Source organism: Oerskovia sp. NPDC060338 (assembly GCF_042726295.1).
Classification (GTDB): Bacteria; Actinomycetota; Actinomycetes; order Actinomycetales; family Cellulomonadaceae; genus Oerskovia; species Oerskovia merdavium.
In genome coordinates, this window is record NZ_JBHXCQ010000001.1 from 252640 (window position 1) to 271066 (window position 18427).

The 18427-nt window shown below is 72.1% G+C and carries 16 protein-coding genes; 7 read left to right on the forward strand and 9 right to left on the reverse strand.

Annotated elements, in window-relative coordinates; genetic code table 11:
• The first annotated feature begins 290 nt into the window (after window positions 1-290).
• Window positions 291-1313 carry a glutaminase A gene (gene glsA, locus ACFWGN_RS01160; RefSeq protein ID WP_377615306.1) on the forward strand — a complete coding sequence of 341 codons (1023 nt, stop codon included), beginning with the start codon at window positions 291-293 and terminating at the stop codon, window positions 1311-1313.
• Window positions 1310-2947, forward strand: coding sequence for an MFS transporter (locus tag ACFWGN_RS01165; protein ID WP_377615307.1), 1638 nt, complete (start codon window positions 1310-1312; stop codon window positions 2945-2947). Before glsA ends, ACFWGN_RS01165 begins: the two co-directional genes overlap by 4 nt.
• A gap of 13 nt (window positions 2948-2960) precedes the next feature.
• Here ACFWGN_RS01165 and ACFWGN_RS01170 read toward each other — a convergent pair whose 3' ends face one another.
• From ACFWGN_RS01170 to hisC, 5 genes are all read right to left on the reverse strand, one after another.
• Entirely contained in the window at window positions 2961-4406 is a 1446-nt protein-coding gene (locus ACFWGN_RS01170; RefSeq protein ID WP_377615308.1) for a dihydrolipoamide acetyltransferase family protein, read from the reverse strand.
• Window positions 4407-4474: 68 nt separating this feature from the next.
• A complete protein-coding gene (locus tag ACFWGN_RS01175; RefSeq protein WP_191805146.1) occupies window positions 4475-5485 on the reverse strand; it encodes an alpha-ketoacid dehydrogenase subunit beta in 1011 nt (336 codons plus the stop codon).
• Window positions 5482-6651 (reverse strand): pyruvate dehydrogenase (acetyl-transferring) E1 component subunit alpha, encoded by a 1170-nt coding sequence (gene pdhA, locus ACFWGN_RS01180; protein ID WP_377615451.1) that lies wholly within the window; start codon window positions 6649-6651, stop codon window positions 5482-5484. The genes ACFWGN_RS01175 and pdhA overlap by 4 nt, the downstream gene beginning before the upstream one ends.
• Before the next feature lie 382 nt (window positions 6652-7033).
• The gene (locus ACFWGN_RS01185) at window positions 7034-7315 is read right to left on the reverse strand and encodes a hypothetical protein (RefSeq protein WP_377615309.1); all 282 of its coding nucleotides are present in this window, start codon (window positions 7313-7315) and stop codon (window positions 7034-7036) included.
• 50 nt (window positions 7316-7365) lie between these two features.
• Window positions 7366-8478, reverse strand: coding sequence for a histidinol-phosphate transaminase (hisC, locus tag ACFWGN_RS01190; protein ID WP_377615310.1), 1113 nt, complete (start codon window positions 8476-8478; stop codon window positions 7366-7368).
• Window positions 8479-8693: 215 nt separating this feature from the next.
• On the opposite strand from hisC, the gene ACFWGN_RS01195 reads away from it, so the two are divergent.
• The gene (locus ACFWGN_RS01195) at window positions 8694-9083 is read left to right on the forward strand and encodes a phage holin family protein (protein WP_377615311.1); all 390 of its coding nucleotides are present in this window, start codon (window positions 8694-8696) and stop codon (window positions 9081-9083) included.
• Window positions 9084-9188: 105 nt separating this feature from the next.
• Entirely contained in the window at window positions 9189-9587 is a 399-nt protein-coding gene (locus tag ACFWGN_RS01200; protein WP_377615312.1) for a protein-tyrosine phosphatase family protein, read from the forward strand.
• Between the two features lie 70 nt (window positions 9588-9657).
• On the opposite strand, the gene ACFWGN_RS01205 is transcribed toward ACFWGN_RS01200, so the two are convergent.
• Entirely contained in the window at window positions 9658-11241 is a 1584-nt protein-coding gene (locus ACFWGN_RS01205; protein ID WP_377615313.1) for a hypothetical protein, read from the reverse strand.
• On the reverse strand, window positions 11238-11537 hold the full coding sequence (locus ACFWGN_RS01210; protein WP_377615314.1) for a hypothetical protein: 300 nt from the start codon (window positions 11535-11537) through the stop codon (window positions 11238-11240). The genes ACFWGN_RS01205 and ACFWGN_RS01210 overlap by 4 nt, the downstream gene beginning before the upstream one ends.
• 180 nt (window positions 11538-11717) lie before the next feature.
• Between ACFWGN_RS01210 and purB the strand changes: the two genes are divergently transcribed.
• Window positions 11718-13190: an adenylosuccinate lyase gene (gene purB, locus ACFWGN_RS01215; protein WP_377615315.1), complete on the forward strand. Its 1473-nt coding sequence runs from the start codon at window positions 11718-11720 to the stop codon at window positions 13188-13190.
• Window positions 13191-13432: 242 nt separating this feature from the next.
• Window positions 13433-14791, forward strand: coding sequence for a glycoside hydrolase family 6 protein (locus ACFWGN_RS01220; protein WP_377615316.1), 1359 nt, complete (start codon window positions 13433-13435; stop codon window positions 14789-14791).
• Window positions 14792-14905: 114 nt separating this feature from the next.
• Here ACFWGN_RS01220 and ACFWGN_RS01225 read toward each other — a convergent pair whose 3' ends face one another.
• Window positions 14906-16015, reverse strand: a complete 1110-nt coding sequence (locus ACFWGN_RS01225; RefSeq protein WP_377615317.1) for a hypothetical protein — start codon at window positions 16013-16015, stop codon at window positions 14906-14908.
• The gene (locus tag ACFWGN_RS01230) at window positions 16012-16410 is read right to left on the reverse strand and encodes a PadR family transcriptional regulator (RefSeq protein ID WP_377615318.1); all 399 of its coding nucleotides are present in this window, start codon (window positions 16408-16410) and stop codon (window positions 16012-16014) included. Before ACFWGN_RS01230 ends, ACFWGN_RS01225 begins: the two co-directional genes overlap by 4 nt.
• 222 nt (window positions 16411-16632) lie before the next feature.
• Between ACFWGN_RS01230 and ACFWGN_RS01235 the strand changes: the two genes are divergently transcribed.
• Complete coding sequence (locus tag ACFWGN_RS01235) at window positions 16633-18336, forward strand: glycoside hydrolase family 10 protein (protein WP_377615319.1); 1704 nt, start codon at window positions 16633-16635, stop codon at window positions 18334-18336.
• Window positions 18337-18427 lie beyond the last annotated feature (91 nt).

Here is an 18427-nt window from a genome sequence, read left to right on the forward strand (position 1 = left end):
ACCACGGCAGCGAGCGTCCCGATCGCGATGAGCGAGTTCAGGACGAACGTCAGGACCAGCTCGTTCTCGACGATCCAGGCTTCCACGCACCGATCTTGGCGCGTCGGCGTCCGGAGCGCACGGCCGTCGGCTCGGCGGCCGGTCGATGTCGCGCCTCGGTCGGGCACCACCCCGGACAGGCAGGGCGCGGGCTCTCGGCGCGTGTCGTCTCCTCACGCCCCGCTCGGGACGTCGAGGGTGTAGAAAGACAGAGGCCCGGGCAGTTCTCAGCACTCGAGAGGGGCGAGGCGATGGACCTGGCGACGGACGTCGACGGTGTCGAGCAGGAGGTGGCGACGGGGGCGCTGCCGGGGTGGGACCAGGTCGAACGGCTCGTGCACGCGGCTCACGAGCGGTGTCGTGCCCATGACGGCGGTCAGGTGGCGGACTACATCCCCGTGCTCGCCGAGGTGGATCCGGGGCTCTTCGGCGTCGTCGTGGCCGAGTCGGGTGGAGAGGTGCACGCCGTCGGGGACGCCGACGTCGAGTTCTCGGTCCAGTCGATCTCCAAGGCGTTCGTGTACGCGCTGGTGTGCGAGGCGTACGGGCACCAGGAGGTGCTCGAGCGCGTCGGGGTGAACAACACGGGCCTGGCGTTCAACTCGGTCATGGCGGTCGAGCTCAACGACGGGCACCCCCGGAACCCGATGGTCAACGCGGGGGCGCTCGCCACGACGGCCCTGATGCCCGGTGCGACGCCGGCGGAGCAGTGGGAGAACGTCCGCACGGGCCTGTCACGGTTCGCCGGTCGCCAGCTCGAGCTCGACGGGGTCGTGTACCGCTCGGAGGCCGAGACGAACATGCGCAACAAGGCGATCGCCCGGCTGCTGGAGAGCTACGGCCGGATCCGGACCGACCCCCTCGAGGTGGTCGACGTGTACACGCGGCAGTGCGCGCTGCGGGTCAGCGCCCGCGATCTCGCGGTCATGGGCGCGACGCTCGCGGACGGGGGCGTCAACCCGGTCACGGGCGAACGCGTGGTCTCGGCGCAGGTGTGCCGCGACACCCTCGCCGTCCTGGCCTCGACCGGGATGTACGAGAGCTCGGGAGAGTGGCTCTTCGAGATCGGGCTCCCCGCGAAGTCGGGAGTCTCGGGCGGGATCGTCGCCGTCGCTCCCGGCAAGGGCGCGATCGGCACCTTCTCCCCGCTCCTGGACCCCGCCGGGAACAGCGTCCGCGGGCAGCGAGCCACGGCCTACCTGTCCCGGGCCCTGGGCCTGAACCTCTTCGCGTCTTCCGTGCACGTGCCCGAACGAACGGAGCCCTCCGCATGAGCCGAACCGATGCAGCCGCAGGAACGACCGTCGAGGAACGCCGGTCGTGGGTCCCGATGGTGGGGCTGTTCCTCGCCCAGGTCCTCATGTCCTTCAACGTCGCGGCCCTGCCCGTCTCGTTGGGCGGGATGGTCGAGGAGTTCGGCGTCCCTCCGACGGTCGTCAGCTCGACCATCGTCGTCTACGGGCTCGCCGTCGCGGCGCTCGTCATGACGGGTGCCAAGCTCGGCCAGCGCATCGGGTGGGTCGTGGTCTTCCGCGTCGTGGTCGCGACCTTCGCCGCCTCGGCACTGATGATGATCTTCTCGCCGACGGTCGGCTGGGCCATCGCGGGCCAGGCCGTGGCCGGGGCCTCGGCCGCGATCATCGTGCCGGCGCTCGTCGCGCTCATCGCGGAGAACTACCACGGCGCCCAGCAGGCGACCGCGATCGGGTCGCTCGGCTCGGCCCGCGCGATCTCCGGGGTCAGCGCCTTCTTCATCGGCGGCGCGCTCGGCACGCTCGTGGGATGGCGGCCCGTGTTCGGGATCGTGCTCGCGCTCGCGGTGGCCGTCTTCGTGTTCAGCTTCCGCCTGCGCTCGGACCGCGGCGACCCCGGGATCCGGATCGACCTGGTCGCTGCCGTGCTCATCGGCGCCGCGATCGTCCTCCTGACGCTGGGCTTCAACAACCTCAACGCCTGGGGGCTGCTCTACGCGACGCCCGAGGCGCCCTTCTCGGTCCTGGGGGTCTCGCCCGCACCGCTGTTCGTCGTGGTGGGCATCGTCCTGGGGCAGACCTTCTTCTGGTGGACACGACGGCGAGCCGCGGCCGGCAAGGTCCCTCTGGTCGACCTCAGCGTCCTGGGGGCCTCGAGCGAGCGCGCCGCGGTGTACGCGATGTTCATCGTCGTCGCGCTCGAGGCGGCCCTGAACTTCACCGTGCCGCTCTACATCCAGATCGTGCAGGGCCGCACCCCGTTCGACACCGCGCTCGCGATGATGCCCTTCAACCTCACCGTGTTCGTCACAGCCACCCTGGTCGTGCGGTTCTACGGACGGTTCAGCCCCCGGGTCATCGGCGTCTTCGGCTTCGTCCTCACGACGGTCGGGCTCGCCTGGCTCGCGCTCGTGGTCACGAACAACTGGGAGACCCTCCCGACGATCCTGGGGCTGTTCGTGTTCGGGGTGGGGCAGGGTGCGCTGGTCACGCTCGTGTTCAACGTCCTCGTGACCTCGGTCCCCAAGACCCTCGCGGGAGACGTCGGATCGATCCGCGGCACCACGCAGAACCTCGCCTCGGCCGTCGGCACGGCCGTCGTCGGTGCCATGCTCGTGACGATCCTCGGGATCTCGGTGGGGCGCGCCGTCGTCGAGCACCCCGAGCTGCCCCCCTCGCTCGTCGCCCAGGTCGACCTCGACTCGGTCAACTTCGTGAGCAACGACGACCTGCGCGAGGTCCTCGCGGCCACGGATGCGAGCACAGCGCAGGTGGACGCCGCCGTCGCCCTCAACGAGCAGTCACGCCTGGACACCCTGCGCATCGGGCTGCTCGTCCTCGCCGCGATCAGCGCCACGGCGATCCTGCCCGCCAGCCGGCTCCCGGGCTACCGACCCGGCGAGATCCCCGACCCCTCCCCCGAGGACACCGAATGACCGGCCTCCGCCGTCAGCCCCAGACGAGCGCCTGGGCCGGGTCCTCGAGGATCTTCGCGACGTCGCTCAGGACGTAGGCGCCCAGCGCACCGTCGACCAGGCGGTGGTCGAAGCTCAGCGCGAGCTGCGTGACCCAGCGCTTCTTGATCTTGCCCTTGTGGACCCACGGCTGCTCGCGGATCGCGCCGAACGCGAGGATCGCGGCCTCGCCCGGGTTGAGGATCGGGGTGCCGGTGTCGATCCCGAACACGCCCACGTTGGTGATCGTGATGGTCCCGTCGGACATGTCGGCGGGCGTGGTGCGCCCGGCGCGAGCCGTGGCCGTGAGGTCGGACAGGCCCTGCGCGAGCCCCTTGAGGTCGAGGCGGTGCGCGTCCTTGATGTTGGGCACGACGAGCCCGCGCGGCGTGGCGGCCGCGATCCCCAGGTTCACGTAGTGCTTGTAGACGATCTCCTGCGCGGCCTCGTCCCAGCTCGCGTTGATGTCCGGGTGGCGGCGCACCGCGAGCAGCAGGGCCCGAGCCGTGATGAGCAGGGGCGTGACGCGCACGTCCTTGAACTCGCGGTCCTCGCGGAGCTTCGCGACGAGCTTCATGGTCTTGGTGACGTCGACCGTGTGGAACTCGGTCACGTGCGGGGCCGTGAAGGCGCTCTGGACCATGGCCTCGGCCGTGCGCTTGCGCACCGACTTCACGGGCACGCGCGTCTGGCGTCCGTCGGGGGTCACCGACGACCCCGTACCGGCGTCGTTGAGCCACGGCGAGTCGTCGCCCGCGTAGGTCGCGAGCGTGCGGGGCTCGGAGCGTGCGCTGTAGGCGAGCACGTCCTCGCGCGTGATGATCCCGCCGGGACCGGTCGCGGGGACCGACGCGAGCTCGACGCCCAGGTCACGGGCGAGCTTGCGCACGGGGGGCTTGGCGAGGACGGTGCGTCCGGCGGTCGCGGCCGAGACCAGGGCACGGATGGGGCCCGACGGCGCAGGTCGCACGGGCGCCGCGGCCGCCGGTACCGCGACGGGCGCGGCAGGTGCGACGACGGGAGGGGCGGGCTCCGCCGTCGGGCCGGAGGGGGCCGCAGCAACTGCAGACCCGCGGCGCGGGCGACGCGCGCTCGCCTGCTCGGCGACGCCGTAGCCGACCAGGACCGCGCCGCTGCCCGACGCCTCCCCCGCCGCCGGCTCCGTGGCCGGGGCACCGGCCGACGTGGCGCCCGACGGGTCGGTGTCGACCACGATGATCGGGACACCGACCTCGACCGTGTCCCCCTCGGCGACGAGCAGCTCGGCGACGACGCCCGTGTAGGGCGACGGGAGCTCGACGAGCGACTTGGCCGTCTCGATCTCCACGATCGTCTGGTTCACCGTGACCTCGTCACCCACGGCGACGTGCCACTGCACGATCTCCGCCTCGGTGAGTCCTTCGCCGGCGTCAGGGAGCTTGAACTGCTCGAAGGTGGGCACTGCCTGCTCCTCGGGTGATCGTGGTGCTGTGGTCTGGGGGTGGTGCGACGGGCCGGGCGGGACCGGGCCTAGAACGCCATGGCGCGGTCGACCGCGTCGAGGACCCGGTCGAGGCTCGGCAGGTACTCGTGCTCGAGCTTGGCGACGGGGTACGGCGTGTGGAAACCGCCCACGCGCAGCACGGGCGACTGGAGCGAGTAGAAGCACTCCTCGGTCACGCGCGCGGCGATCTCGGCTCCTGAGCCGAGGTACGTCGCGGCCTCGTGCACCACGACGCAGCGCCCGGTCTTGCGGACCGACGCGACGACGGTCGCGGTGTCGAGCGGCGAGATGTTGCGCAGGTCGACGACCTCGATGCTCGTGCCCTCGGCGGCGGCCGCCGCGGCGACCTTGAGCGCGGTCGGGACGGTCGGGCCGTACGCGACGAGCGTCAGGTCCGTGCCCTCGCGCACCACGACCGCCGAGTTGAGCGTCGAGTCGCCCACGGGGCCGTCGAGCACGACGTCGCCCTTGTCCCAGTAGCGGCCCTTGGGCTCGAAGAACAGCACGGGGTCCGGCGAGGCGATGGCCTCGCGGATCATCGAGTAGGCGTCCTGCGGGGTCGACGGCGACACGACGCGCAGCCCGGGGGTGTGCGCGAACAGCGCCTCGGGGCTCTCGCTGTGGTGCTCGACCGCGCCGATCCCGCCGCCGAACGGCACCCGGATGACCACGGGGAGCTGGAGGCGCCCGCGCGAGCGGTAGTGCATCTTGGCGAGCTGGGTCGTGATCTGGTCGTAGGCCGGGAAGATGAACCCGTCGAACTGGATCTCGCACACGGGCCGGTAGCCGCGCAGCGCGAGCCCGATCGCCGTGCCGACGATGCCCGACTCGGCGAGCGGGGTGTCGACCACACGGTCCTCGCCGAAGCTCGCCTGGAGGCCGTCGGTCACGCGGAAGACTCCGCCGAGGGGGCCGATGTCCTCACCCATGAGCAGGACCTTGGGGTCGCTCGCGAGCGACGCGCGCAGGCCCTCGTTGATGGCCTTGCCCAGCGTGAGGCGGGACGTGGTGGTTGCCGTGGTGGTCGGCGCGCTCATCGTGCTCCTCCGTGCTGGTCGTGCGTGCGGGACGCGCCGTCGTCCGTGAAGGACGCCTCGTACTCCTCGAACCACTGGCGCTCGGCCGTGACGACCGAGTGCTCGGTCGCGTAGACGTGGTCGAACATGGACTCGGTCGAGGGGCGGCCCAGGCCGCGGACGAACGTCCGCAGGCGCTCGCCGAGCGCGTCGCCCTCGGCCGCGAGGTCCGCGGCCCACTGCTCGTCCCACGCGCCCTCGGCCTCGAGGAGGAGGCGCAGGCGGTCGATGGGGTCCCGACGACGCCACAGCGCCTCCTGCTCGGAGGTCCGGTAGCGCGTGGGGTCGTCCGAGGTGGTGTGGGCGCCCATGCGGTACGTGTAGGCCTCGATGAACGTGGGGCCGCCACCGGAGTGGGCCCGCTCGATCGCCTCGGCCGTCGCGGCGTAGCACGCGAGGACGTCGTTGCCGTCGACGCGGACGCTCGGGACCCCGAACCCGTGCGCGCGCTGGTAGATGGGCACGCGAGACTGCTTGGTCGTGGGCTCGGAGATGGCCCACTGGTTGTTCTGGCAGAACAGCACGAGCGGCGCGTTGTTGACCGCGGCGAAGACCAGCGCCTCGCTCACGTCGCCCTGGGACGTCGCGCCGTCACCGAAGTAGGTGACGACCGCGGTGTCCTTGGTCGGGTCGCCCGTGCCGACCAGGCCGTCACGCTGCACGCCCATGGCGTAGCCCGTCGCGTGGAGCGTGTGCGAGCCGATCACGAGCGTGTACAGGTGGAAGTTGTGCTCGTCCGGGTCCCAGCCGCCGTGGTCGACGCCGCGGAACTGGCGCAGGATGTCGGCGAGGTCGAGACCGCGCGTGTGGGCGACCCCGTGCTCCCGGTAGGACGGGAAGACGTAGTCCTGCGGCGACAGCGCGCGGCCCGAGCCGATCTGCGCGGCCTCCTGGCCGAGCGACTGCGGGAAGAGCCCGAGCTCGCCCTGGCGCTGGAGCGACGTGGACTCGTCGTCGAACCTCCGGGTCAGGACCATGTCGCGGTACAGGCCGCGCAGGGCGTCGGCGTCCAGGTGGGCGACGCGCTCACGGTAGGCCGCGTTCTCGGGGGTCTCGACCCGCTCGCCGGCCGGGGTCAGGAGCTGCAGGAGCTCCGCGTCGACCGGGAGACCTGCCCCGGTGCCGATCTGCGGGTCAGCGGAGGACCCGACCTCGGGATCTGCTGCAACGGCGGTGTTCTGCTGGTTCACACGCTCTCCTTGGGTGCGGCCGGAGGCGGGGGCCCGGGTCGCTCGGGGGGTCGGTCCTCGGTCGTCTCCGACCGAACCTACGTTACCGTAGCTTACGCAAGCGTAGGCTACGAGTGCGTAGCTTCCTCCGCCATTGGAGGACAAACCTGGCCCGCCCGTCTTTGGAGGTTCCCTCCAAACGCCCGAGGGGCACTTCCAGGTCTCACCGGGCACGGACGACCGGATCGTTGGCACATTCCGTCAGGTCCGGCGCCGCCCGGCCCACCCCGGGCGCGCGGCGCGCGAGCGATGCGAGGGTCTGCCCACCGAGACGTGGGGGTCAGCCCGGCGGGTACGTCCCGGAGTACCCGGCCTGCGCCCGCAGGGCGTCACGCTCTCGCGTGACGGGCCACGTCGAGAACGCGAACACCAGGAACATCACGATGTTCAGCAGGGGCACGATCCCGACGAGCACCCACCACCCCGAGTAGCCGGCCTTGCGGATGATCTGGATGTAGGCGATCAGGAAGATGATCGCGACGGCAGCCCAGATGATCAGGGCTGCAGTGCCGAAGAGCCAGCTGTACTCTTCGGGGAGCTGGTCGACCGTGGGAGTGTCCATACCGGGAGTCTTCTCCCGGCTGGTCGCTGCGGCAACCGCTACCCGGGCGGCTACCGCCAGCGGGCCGCGACCCGCAGGAACGCCTCGGTCGCCTCCTCCTCGCCCACGCTCACCCGGATGCCCTCGCCCGCGAACGGACGCACCAGCAGGCCCGCGGCCGACGCGCCCACGGCGAGCTCCGCCGTCGGGCCACCGAGGGGGAACCACACGAAGTTCGCCTGCGTCTCCGGCAGGTCCCACCCCTGGTCCCGCAGCCCCTCGACCAGGCGCTCGCGCCGGGCGACCAGGTGCTCGACGCGCTCGAGCAGCTCGTCCTTGACCGACAGCGCCGCGAGCGCCGCGCGCTGCGCGACGTGCGAGACGCCGAACGGCGTCGAGACCGCGCGGATGCCCGCCGCGAGCGCGGGCTCGGCGACCGCGTAGCCGACGCGCAGCCCCGCCAGCCCATAGGCCTTGGACAGCGTGCGCAGCAGGACCACGTTGGGGTGGGACGCGAGGACCGCGAGGCCGTCGGGCGCCTGCGGGTCGCGCACGAACTCGAGGTACGCCTCGTCGAGGACGACCAGGACGTCGCCCGGCACGGACGCGAGGAACGCGTCGAGCTCGTCCCGGTGCACCACGGGGCCGGTCGGGTTGTTGGGCGTGCAGACCAGGACGACGCGCGTGCGGTCGCTGATCGCCGCGGCCATCGCAGGCAGGTCGAGGCGACCGTCCCGGGTCACCGGGACGCGCACCGACGTACCGCCCGCGACCGCGACCGCGATGGGGTAGGCCTCGAACGAGCGCCACGGGTAGACGACCTCGTCGCCCGCGTCCACGACGGCCGAGAGGATGTGCGCGAGCACGGCCACCGAGCCGTTGCCCACGACGACCTGCGCCGCGTCGACACCCAGGTCGGTCGCGAGCGCCTCGGTCAGGTCGGTCGCGTACATGTCCGGGTAGCGGTTGGTGTCCGCCGCCGCGTCGACGATCGCCGCGACGACCGCAGCGGGCGGCGGGTAGGGGTTCTCGTTGGACGACAGCTTGAACGCGCTCGACCCGGGCGCGAGGCGCGCGCCCGGCACGTAGGCCGGCAGGGCTGCGACGGCGGCACGCAGGGGGACACGGACCTGGGACGCTGACGCTGCTGCGGACGTGGGCACGGAGGGCGTGGGGCTGGTCACGCCCACCAGGATGCCACCCCGTCCAGCCGCCCGACGGCGTCGCTCACCTCGCGGGCCGGGCGCGGCGGGCCGGGGCACGGCGCGAGGCGTGGCCGGGGTACGGCGCGAGGCGTGGCCGGGGTACGGCGCGAGGCGTGGCCGGCCGCGAGAGCCGGGATCGGGGCGACCGCGTGTACGGGAGACCTCTCACAGCGGGCGATGGCAGGATGACACGCATGAGCTTCGTCATCCGCGTCATCGTCACCGGCATCGCGATCTGGCTCACGAGCCTGTTCATGAGCAGCCACTTCGAGATCGTCGGCTCCGACACCGTCGGCGGCCAGATCGTGATCGTCCTCGCCGTGGCCCTCATCTACTCGCTGGTCAACGCGATCATCAAGCCGATCGTCCAGATCATCTCGATCCCGCTCTACATCCTCACGCTGGGCCTGTTCACGCTCGTCGTGAACGCCCTCATGCTGATGCTCACGGCGTGGATCACCGAGCAGACGGACTGGGGCATCCGCATCGACGGCGGGTTCTGGTGGGCGCTGCTCGCCGCGCTGATCATCGGCGTCCTGAACTTCGCGATCTCCGCGGTGGTCGCACCCAAGGCGCGGGTCTGACCGACTGCCGGGTCCAGGGACGGGCGCGGGCCGTGCCCCGTCCCCGCACCCGGCCCCGGCCCCGGCCCCGGAGCTGTCCGGTACCGACCGTGGAGATGGACACCCATGAGCCTGTGGAGCGACACCACGGCAGGACTCGTCGTCCTGCCGGGTGGACGACGAGTTCGCGGTCGTGGCCTGCACGCCGGGCCGCCTGACCTGACCGAGGCCCCGGAGCTCGGGCTCTATCTCACTGCGCGGCCGCACGTCGAGGTCGCGTGGGAGTCGCGGTGGATCAGCTGGCCGGACTTCCGCCTCCCCCGCTCGCCGTCGGACGCGGTCGCAGCGCTCCGGGACGCATTCGAACGCTCGGCCTCGTCGCGGGTGGAGATCGCGTGCGACGGCGGCACGGGCCGCACCGGCACCGCGATGGCTATCCTCGCCCGGCTCGCCGGAGTCCCGGACGACGAGGCGGTCGCCTGGGTCCGTGCGCACTACCGCGAGCGGGCGGTCGAGACGCCGTAGCAGAGACGCTTCGTCGCCCGCGTCGAGCTGGCTCGCTAGACCGTCCTCGGCGGCCCGCCGTGGACGTCCCTCAACCACTGCGCGACCTCTCGAGCCCCTCCACGAGGCGCTCGACCGCCCCGAGCGGGGTCACCGAGCGGGCGACTGCCGCGGGATCGAGCTCGAGCGCCCCCCGGAAGTAGCGTGCCTCGACACGCTCCCCCGACACGGCGTCGTCGATCGCCGCGAGGTTGTCGGCGAGCCCCGGCTGGCCGACCTCACGGGCACGGCCGAGGACCTCGACGTGGAACGGCACACCGTGCGGCACCTTCCCCCCGGTGCCGGGAGCCCCCTGCGCCTCCAGGTCCGCCCGGACGGTGACACGGTCCCGGCCGACGGGGTTGTCGGTGCCGTCGAGCTGGGACACTCCCTCCTGCTCGATCTCGACGTGCGTGCCCCGCACCCCGGCGGGCAGGGTCGCACCTCCCACGGGGGCGCCGGCCGTCAGGACGTGCCGGACGTCGTAGCGGGCGGCTCCCCCCGGAGCCCCGGTGGCGCCCGCTCCGGCGGCGGTGCCCGTCACCGCGGTCGCGACGGCCATCGCGACCATGCCTCCTTGCGAGTGCCCCACGATCAGGACCTCCTCGCCCGCAGGGATCTCGGCCTGCCGCATGGCCTCGAGGACGAACGCCGTGCTGTCGGCGTCGGCGCCCTGCACCAGGTCGAAGTTGGAGGTCATGCTGAACGGCGTCGTCGAGTTCCCCAGCTGCGTGCCCGGTACGGTCACGACCCATGTCGCGCGGTCGTCCGCTCCGACGTACCTCTCGACCGACACGACCGAGTCGGGCAGGTCGTTGCCCTTGCCGTAGACCACGTCGATCCCCGACAGCAGCGCCTCGGCGCTGTGCGCCACCGGCTTGGCGAACCCCACGGGCAGGGCGTCCCCCGTGAGCTCGGTCGTCGTGACGTCCGGGGCGAACAACCCCCGGTACGGCTGCGACACCCCGCGCAGCGCCCCCGCGGCCCGGCCCACGCTCGACTGCCCCGTCAGGGCCGCTCCGGGAACCAGGAGGCCGATGCCCACGCTCGCCCCCTGGACGATCTCGTCGTGGTAGGCGCCCGAACCCGTGAGGAGACGCGCCGGCTGGAAGCCCTGACCTGTCGCCAACCCGTTCCTGACGCTCACGATCCCCATGCCGACGAAGACCCCGACCCCCGCCACCGGCACCCTCGCGAGCCACGACAGCAACGCCTCAGTACCCGACTCACCCTCCTCGTAGATCCCGGCGGCGTTCCTGAGCCGGTCGACGAGGCCTTGGAGCATCCCCTCGACCGAGACCAGCGCCTCGGTCAGAGCCACGATCTCGTCGAGCAGCGCCGCGCGGGCCGCGAGGACCTCGACCGGGACCGGCGCCCACGAGCCCGGCATGCCACGGAGCAGGGACTGCCCGGCGTAGCACGCGGCCGTGCCGTCGACCCAGCGCACCGACGAAGAGGGCCCGGAGAGCAGCCCGCTGACCAGGCCGTGCGCCCGCCGTGCTCCGACGAGCGCGGCCTCGACGCGCTGCGCGGCCACTCCGACCACGAGCGCGGCCGCCACCAGGTCCGCGGTCTCCACGAACGTGACGCCCCCTGAGACCACGATCCCCGCGGTGGGGTCGGACGTCCCGCTCATCGCAGGCTCGCCTCGGCGTTCGCGGCCTCGACGGTCCGGACGTACCTCGTGGCCGCACCCACGGCTCCGTCCGCGACCCGGTCCACGCGGTGCAGCTCGCGGACGGCCTCCTCGACGAGGGCGCGGTAGCCCTCGGACGCCTCGCCTCTCCAGGCGATCGTGGTGCTCTGGTCCACGAGGGGGATCGCTGCGGCCGCCTGAGCGGCCGCCTGCTGCAGCTCGGGTCGTGGATCGACCACGTCGAGCGCGGGAGACCAGGTGGACATGGCACCGGGCAGTGGAAGAGGGGGCGACATGCGCACGACCGTAGGGTCTTCCCCAGGCGCCTCGTCCGGCTGCCAGGACCGGCTGTGGAGAAGCGTCATGGGAGCCTGGCCTGTGCACGGCCAGACGTCCCGCTGCCGGCGCCCCGCCCTCCCGCCGCCCGACCGCGAGACGCCCGCTCCGCCGTCGGGCACGCGTGGGAGAATGGCGCCATGCCTACGGACTCCGCCGACTCCGCCGCGCCTGTGACCACCTCCCAGCGCGCCACGCTCGCCGACATCACCCCGCCCATCGCCCTGGGCCCGCTCGACGGGCGCTACCGCCGCGCCGTCGCGCCCCTGGTCGACCACCTGAGCGAGGCCGCGCTCAACCGCGAGCGCCTCCACGTCGAGGTCGAGTGGCTCATCGCCCTCACCGAGGGCCCCGTGGTCCCGGGCGCGCCCACGCTGAGCGACGCCGAGAAGGCGTACCTGCGCGCGATCGTCACGGACTTCGACGCCGCGGGCATCGCCGAGCTGGGCGAGATCGAGCGCGTCACGGTCCACGACGTCAAGGCGATCGAGTACTACATCAAGCGTCGCCTCGAGGCCGCCCCGAGCGTCCTGGGCGAGGGCACGGTCCTGCCGTCCGCGGGCGAGCTCGTGCACTTCGCGTGCACGAGCGAGGACATCAACAACCTGTCGTACGCGCTCATGGTGCAGGGCGCCGTGCGCGCCGTGTGGCTGCCCGCCGCGACGGCCCTCGCGGACCAGGTCGCGGACATGGCGCGCGAGCACGCGGCCGTCCCGCTGCTGAGCCGCACGCACGGCCAGCCCGCGACGCCGTCGACGCTGGGCAAGGAGCTGGCGGTGCTCGCGCACCGCCTGCGCCGCCAGCTGCGCCGCATCGAGGGCGCCGAGTACCTCGGCAAGCTCAACGGCGCGACGGGCACCTACGGCGCGCACACGGTCGCCGTCCCGGGCGTCGACTGGCCGGCCGTCTCGAAGTCCTTCGTGGAGAGCCTCGGCCTCACGTGGAACCCGCTGACGACGCAGATCGAGTCGCACGACTGGCAGGCCGAGCTCTACAGCGACATGGCCCGCTTCAACCGCATCCTCCACAACCTCAGCACCGACGTGTGGACGTACATCTCGCTCGGCTTCTTCAAGCAGATCCCGGTGCCGGGCGCGACGGGGTCCTCGACCATGCCGCACAAGGTCAACCCGATCCGCTTCGAGAACGCCGAGGCGAACCTCGAGATCTCCTGCGCGCTGCTCGACACGCTCGCCTCGACGCTCGTGACCTCGCGCCTGCAGCGCGACCTCACGGACTCGACGACGCAGCGCAACATCGGCCCGGCGTTCGGCCACTCGCTGCTCGCGGTGGACAACGTCTCGCGCGGCCTGCGCGCCCTCGCGGTCAACGCGGACCTGCTCGCCGCGGACCTCGACGCCAACTGGGAGGTGCTCGGCGAGCCCATCCAGTCGGCCATGCGCGCGGCCTCGGTCGCGGGCGTCCCCGGCATGGAGAACCCGTACGAGCGCCTCAAGGACCTCACGCGGGGGCACCGCCTGACGGGCGAGGAGATGCGGGAGTTCGTCCAGGGCCTCGGCCTGCCCGACGACGTCACGCGCCGCCTCACGGACCTCACCCCGGGCACGTACACGGGTATCGCGGAGCAGCTCGTGGGCGAGTACCTGGACTGAGTCCGGGTTCGCTCGGGCTGCCGAGAACGAGGTTGCGGTCGTTGTCCGTCGGATAGCGGCCGCAACCTCGTTCTGGGCGGGCGCGGGACGGCGCGAGCAGGGCTGACCTAAACGATTCACCCCCTGCCCGGGGCCCGGACCCCGGACCTACCCTCGAGCCGTCCGACGCCGCCCCCGGCAGCGTGTCCGGACGGCGGACGGCGACGAGGCCGGCCGTCCCGCACGGCGAGGAACGGTGGACCATGCCAGACCCCAGAACGCGCACAGCACTGACCGCCTCCGCGGTCGCCGTCGGACTGGTCGTGGCTGCCGCCGGCGCGGTCACGGCCGCGCAGGCCGCGCCCACGAACGGGTGCCGCGTCGACTACGCCGTCTCGAGCCAGTGGACCGGCGGGTTCCAGGGAACCGTCGACGTCACCAACCTCGGCTCGCCCGTCAGCTCCTGGGAGCTGGCCTGGACCTTCGCCGACGGCCAGCAGGTGTCCCAGGCGTGGAACGGCACCGCGCAGCAGACCGGCAGCTCGGTCGTGGTCCGCAACGCGGCCCACAACGGGTCGCTCGCGACCGGGGCCAGCGCGTCGTTCGGCTTCATCGGGTCATGGCACGGCGCCAACTCGGTCCCGGTGTCGTTCTCGCTCGGGGGCACGGTGTGCACGGGGAAGGTCGCGCCGACGACGGAACCGACGCAGGAGCCCACGCCCACCCCGACGCCCACGCCGACGCCGACGCCGACCGATGGGCCCACGTCCGGGCCGTCGACGCCGTCTGCCCTCTACGTCGACACGACGACCCAGGCGTACACCGCCTGGAGCACGTCCTCCGGCACCACGCGGACCCTGCTGGAGAAGATCGCCCTGACCCCGCAGTCGTACTGGGTGGGGAACTGGGACGACGCGGCGCACGCCCGCGACGAGGTCGCGGACTACACGGGTCGCGCCGTGGCTGCGGGCCGCACGCCCCTGCTGACGGTCTACGCGATCCCCGGACGCGACTGCGGCAGCCACTCCGCAGGGGGTGTCGGCACGAGCGAGTACGCGCGCTGGATCGACACCGTCGCGGCGGGGATCCAGGGCGAACCCTGGGTGGTCCTCGAGCCCGACGCCCTCGCCCAGCTCGGCGACTGCTCCGGGCAGGGAGACAGGGTCGGATACCTGCGCTATGCGGCGCAGGTGCTCAGCGAGGCCGGCGCGCACGTCTACATCGATGCCGGGCACTCAGCCTGGTTGAGTGCCGGCGAGGTGGCTTCCCGGCTCCAGCAGGTCGGCTTCGATCATGCCGAGGGGTTCGCGCTCAACACCTCGAACTACCGGACCACGGCCGAGTCGCGCGCCTACGGCGAGCAGGTGTCGGCGCTGGTCGGTGGCAAGCCGTTCGTGATCGACACGTCGCGCAACGGCAACGGGTCGAACGGCGAGTGGTGCAACCCGCGTGGCCGTGCCCTCGGCGAGCGACCACGACTCGTTGACGACGGCACGCACCTGGCCGCGCTCCTGTGGGTCAAGCTGCCGGGCGAGAGCGACGGTGCCTGCAACGGTGGCCCCGCAGCCGGGGCGTGGTGGCAGGACGTGGCGCTGGAGCTCGCGGCCAACGCGCAGTGGTGACGATCGGCGCAGCCGAGAAGTGAGTAGATGCCCCTGATTCGATCGGATCAGGGGCATCTACTCACTTCTCGGCACGACGTGGGCAATCCGACACGACTCAGACGCGGGGACGCTTCAGGACGGTGTCAGGTCGCCGCGTGCCCCAGAGACCCCGGTCGTGGCGCCCAGGAGCTCGTAGTGCGCCGCCCGCGCCCCGGCGAGCTCGTCGAGTCGGTTCGCGAACCATCGAGCAGCGATCATCGCAGCGAGAGAGCATGCGAGGAGCGCAAGGATGTTGCCGAGGTCCTCCGTCCCGATGTTCCGGTTCCCTGACCAGAAGATGTCCGACCGTCCCAGCCCGACACCGACTGCGACCCCCAGGAGCACAGGCACCGACTGCCGGGTGCGCGACCACAGAGCCCCAGCCCCCAGCACGACGGCGACGGCCAGGGCGACAGTCGCATCGCCCAACGTGCTCGGCCCCGCGCTGGACCACCAGGGGGTCCCGAACCTCATGTCCCCGGACATCACCGTGACGTAGCCACCGAGGGCGAGCGCCGTGCACCAAGCCGTGCCGACGGCGCGGCGCCAGCCGTGCCCAGGGGTCCGACAACGGGCGTGCTCCGCGACGACCACCACGTGCGCGACCAGTCCGAGCACCCATCCGAGCTCGAGGTAGGCGGTGTGCTCGCTGCCGGCCATGACGAGCGCTGAGACCGTGGCGATCCCCGCCACGGCCGCGGCCCCGACCAGGACGCGACCCGTGCGCGCCAGCCCGCCGAGCAAGGCGACCATGCCTGCGCACCAGATCACCCACATCGCCACGGTCGGGACGGACGACAAGGTGTACGCGAGCAACGTGTCCTCGTCACCCACGACGGCGCCGCCACCGAGGAGCAACGACGCATAGGCGATCGCCCTGGCCGCGGGGATCACGAGAACTGCAGGAAGCAGCACGAACAGCAAGCCTGTCGCAGCGCGCCGTTCCCGAGCCATCGCGCCCAGCGGGGCGAGCAGCCACTCCCTCGCCGCAGCGCGCAGCAGGTCGCGACGCTCGGCCGACGTCGGGCGAGACTGCCCCGGGCGGGCTCCGTCGAGCAGGTGGCCGAGCATCTCGGCCCCGCGCTCGCGCCGGTACGTGAAGGGGAAGAGGCGGACGAGCCGCCGGTAGTCGCGGACGAGCACGGGCGCGACAGGCAGCGGCTCGTCGGCGTGACCCGCGGTGTCGGGGGCGGCGGCGCTCACGCGGGCACCGGCCCGGCGCCCAGGCCCGACGGCGCAGCTCCCGTCGCGCGTCCGGGTGCGCTCGCTCGGGACTTCCCGCGGGCGTCCAGCCGTTCCAGGGCACGGCGCGCCTGGGCCTCGGCTCGGAGCGCCTCGGCCTCGAGCCGTGCCCCGCCCTCGGCCGTGAGCCGGTAGTACCGGCGCAGCCGCGAGTCGACGACCTCCTCGTGGTCGACCTCGACGAGCCCGGCCGCGGCGAGCCGGTCGATCGCGCCGTAGAGCGTCCCGACGCGCAGCGTGATGCGGCCGTCCGAGCTGGCCTCGACGTCCTTGGCGATGCCGTAGCCGTGCAGCGGTCCCGCGGCGAGCGCGGACAGGATGAGGAACGCGGGTTCCTGGAGCGGTCTGGATGCCATGCCGAGGAACATACTCTCGTCACGAATACATAGAGCGGCGACACTCCGGCGACGGACTCCTCGATCGCCAGCAGCCCGACCACCTCGAGAACGAGGTTGCGGTCACTCTCGGCCCGCTGGCGACCGCAACCTCGTTCTCGGCCGCGCAGATGCCGCCGCGCGACACGTCTCCACGGATGGCGCAATCCTTCACAATCAATAAGAACTATGAAATTCTCTTCCATGCATCTGACCCGTACCAACGGAGGCATGGACATGACGCACCACCCGAGCGACCCCACGGCGGTCGCCCCCGCTCCCACCACCCCCTCGACCGAGGACACCGGCCTCGGGCGCCGCGGCTTCCTCACGCTCGCGACCGCGGGCATCGCGGCCAGCACGCTGAGCGTGACGATCGGCTCCTTCTCCCCCGCCGCGGCCGCGGCCGCACCGGACCCGACGACGGGAGCGGCGCCGTCGGGCCCGGTGCCGCGCAAGCGCGAGCTGCGCGCCATGTGGATCTCGAGCGTCGTCAACATCGACTGGCCCTCGGCCGCGGGCCTGAGCGCGGAACAGCAGAAGGCCGAGTACCTGCACTGGCTCGACGTCGCCGAGCAGTACCGGCTCAACGCCGTGTTCGTGCAGGTCAGGCCCACGGCCGACGCGTTCTGGCCCAGCCCCTACGAGCCGTGGTCGCAGTACCTGACGGGGACCCAGGGCAAGGACCCCGGCTACGACCCGCTCGCGTTCGTCGTCGAGGAGTCGCACAAGCGCAACATCGAGATCCACGCCTGGTACAACCCGTACCGCGTCTCGATGCAGGCCGACCCCGCCCAGCTCGTCCCCGAGCACCCCGCCCGCCGGCACCCCGAGTGGGTGTGGGCCTACGGCGGCAAGCTCTACTTCGACCCGGGCCTGCCCGAGGCCCAGGAGCACATCCAGCGCGCGATCCTGCACTCGGTCGAGAACTACGACCTCGACGGCGTGCACTTCGACGACTACTTCTACCCCTACGCGATCGCGGGGCAGACCATCCCCGACGCCCAGACCTACGCGACGCACGGCGCGGGCTTCGCGACCGTAGAGGACTGGCGCCGCCACAACGTCGACACGTTCGTGCAGTCGATCTCGCAGCGCATCAAGGCGACCAAGCCGTGGGTCAAGTTCGGGATCAGCCCGTTCGGGATCTGGCGGAACGCCTCGACCGACCCTCGCGGCTCGGCCACGAGCGGCTCGCAGTCCTACGACATGCAGTTCGCCGACACGCGCAGATGGGTCACCGAGGGCTGGCTCGACTACATCAACCCGCAGATCTACTGGCAGATCGGGCTCGCCGTCGCGGACTACGCGCAGCTCGTGCCGTGGTGGGCCGAGGTCGCGGCGCAATCCGGCACGCAGCTCTTCGTGGGCGAGGCGCTCTACAAGGTCACGTCGGGCGTCTTCACCGATCCGGCCGAGATGTCGAACCACCTGACCTTCACGCAGCAGGTCGACGCCGAGGTCGCGCCCGTGCTGGGCAACGTCTACTTCTCGGCCAAGCACGTCCCCGCCGACCCGCAGGGCTCCATGACCCGGGTGCTCGAGGAGCACTACCGTCACCCCGCGCTCGTGCCCGCGATGCCCCGGCTCGGGGTCTCACCGCTGCGCGTCCCGGTCCTCGCCAACGCCCGGCGGGTCCCCGAGGGCGTCCGGCTGCACTGGAACGACACCGGGCCGCAGCGGACCCGGGCCACGGCCTTCGCGATCTACCGGGTCGAGGGCGAGGCCCGCCACATCGACATCGAGGACGCGACCAACCTCGTCGCGACCGTCCGCACCTCTGGGCACGTCGTGCAGGACTGGGTGGACGAGACCGCGCTCACCGGGCGCCGCTACACCTACGTGGTCACCGCGCTCGACCGGCTGTGGAACGAGTCGCGGCCGAGCCAGGTCCGCCGGGTCGTCTGACCTGACGCTCAGGGCTCAGGCCCGCCGAGAAGTGAGTAGATGCCCCCGATCCCGCCGGATCAGGGGCATCTACTCACTTCTCGGCACGGCA